The following is a 1,791-nucleotide window of genomic DNA, read 5'->3' as shown; positions in this document are numbered from 1 at the left end:
CCTCCCTCTATAAATTAAAATTATCTCAGAATTACTCCGTTTTTCTCCCGTTTACTTTATATCATTCAAAGAGAATGGGGGTTGATCGTTCCTTCATCTGTAAATAAATGATATTTATGGAAATAAGGGATGGCACCAACTAAACATCCATGGATTTTTTCCATTAAATGGTTTGCGTTCGTATGATCGCACCTTGGATCTCCACGTTACGCATGGCGGTGGACCCTCCCATGTCTCTCGGCGTCAATGCGCGCAAATTCCTTCGTTCAACCTGACCATGGTGGATGCCGGAAATGCTCCTAAAGCGGGTCAAAGCCCTAACGGTGAAAATATCGACCGGCTTCTCCGTGCTTCGAATGTTCAAACAATGGGTCTCAAAACGAAATAGATCTTTTTTGTTTAGGCAGTTTCCTGTAAGTCTGAAACACCGGGGATATCCCGGATCATGCGTTCTTCACTGAAGGTACACTTGCGTGTCCCTAACACATAAAAGATTTTCACAAGTTTACGACTTAGCGCGATAAACGATTGCTTCCCAGTTAAGGGATTGATGGATCGATGACGGTAATGGTCATGAAGCTTTCGGAAAGCTTCATTATGAAACGAGAGGGGGCGTGCCACCTGATACAGGAGCTTTCTCAGCCTTTTACGTCCTCGTTTCGTAATGGTTGTCTGCCCCTTGAATTTCCCGGATTGATTCATCATCAGATTGAGTCCCGCTAATTTGATAATTTGGCGTGGATCTCTGTAATTCGATAGATCACCGACTTCCGCAAAGAAACCGGCCACTGTCATGGTACTGACACCTTTGATGGCTATCATCTGCTCCGCCCCAGGAACCAGAAGAACGAGTTCTTCGAGTTGTGCTTCAAGAGCGACGAGTCGTTCTTCTAGGGCCTTGTATTGGTCAATAAGATAACGGAATTCTTCGCGTGCCATGCTTAAACCGACCGTCAGGCCGATACTATCTTCGGCTGCCTGTTTTAATGCCTGGATACGTTTCATCCCCACTGCACGTTGGGCAGCGTTTTTCACTTCGGCCATCAAGTCTTCTTCCGAAGCCTGTCGGATATCATCAGGAAGATACCCCTTTTCCAGTAGGTGGAGTGCTGCTTTCCCGGTCCAGTCTTTGAAGACATCTAGGAACTCCGGAAAATAGCGATCCAGCGCATTATGCATCTGTGCTTTGATGGAAGACAAGTCCTCTTGGATGATGTCATGTAGTTTCATGCCTTCCCTCAATTCGGCATAGACATCCTCGGGTAGTGTGGGTTCATGAAAACGCCCGTCTTTAATGATTTGAGCGATGACTTTGGCATCCTTCGTATCATTTTTGGTCGGGGAGTCATCGTCCATTTCCTTGAACCGTTTTACCTTCATCGGATTAACACCTACCGTATGGATCCCTTCTGCTTTCAAATAATAAGCCAAGTTCAGCCCATAATGACCGGTTGGCTCCATGCCGATGATGATGTCCGGACGTTTATGTTCATTCGCCAGCTCTCTCGCCCAGGTGAGAAGCGTAAAAAAACCTTGATGAGAGTTAGTAAACACTAACCTTTTGGCTAGGTCTCTGCCCCGATCATCAATCACCCGTGCTACATGTTTCTTTTTGGCCACGTCGACACCAATGATCAGTGTGTTTTCGTTGATTTGCGCTATGCGCATATTTTGTGTAAAATCCATAGTAGAAGTCCTCCTTCGGTACTTAATTCGAGGTCATCGTGATGACACTCTCTATCGTACCAAGAGGGCTTTTTTTATGCATCCGGACTCTGCTTCGATATCCCC

At 46.0% G+C, this 1,791-nt stretch carries 1 protein-coding gene; it reads right to left on the bottom strand.

Features of this window, described 5'->3' with window-relative positions:
- Positions 1-399: 399 nt before the first annotated feature.
- Complete coding sequence (locus Q1A47_RS20405) at positions 400-1,686, bottom strand: IS110 family transposase (protein WP_121604485.1); 1,287 nt, start codon at positions 1,684-1,686, stop codon at positions 400-402.
- Between the last annotated feature and the right edge of the window lie 105 nt (positions 1,687-1,791).

It is taken from the genome of uncultured Virgibacillus sp. (assembly GCF_947495635.1).
Lineage (GTDB): Bacteria > Bacillota > Bacilli > Bacillales > Amphibacillaceae > Virgibacillus > Virgibacillus salarius.
This window is presented reverse-complemented; position numbering and strand designations above follow the sequence as displayed.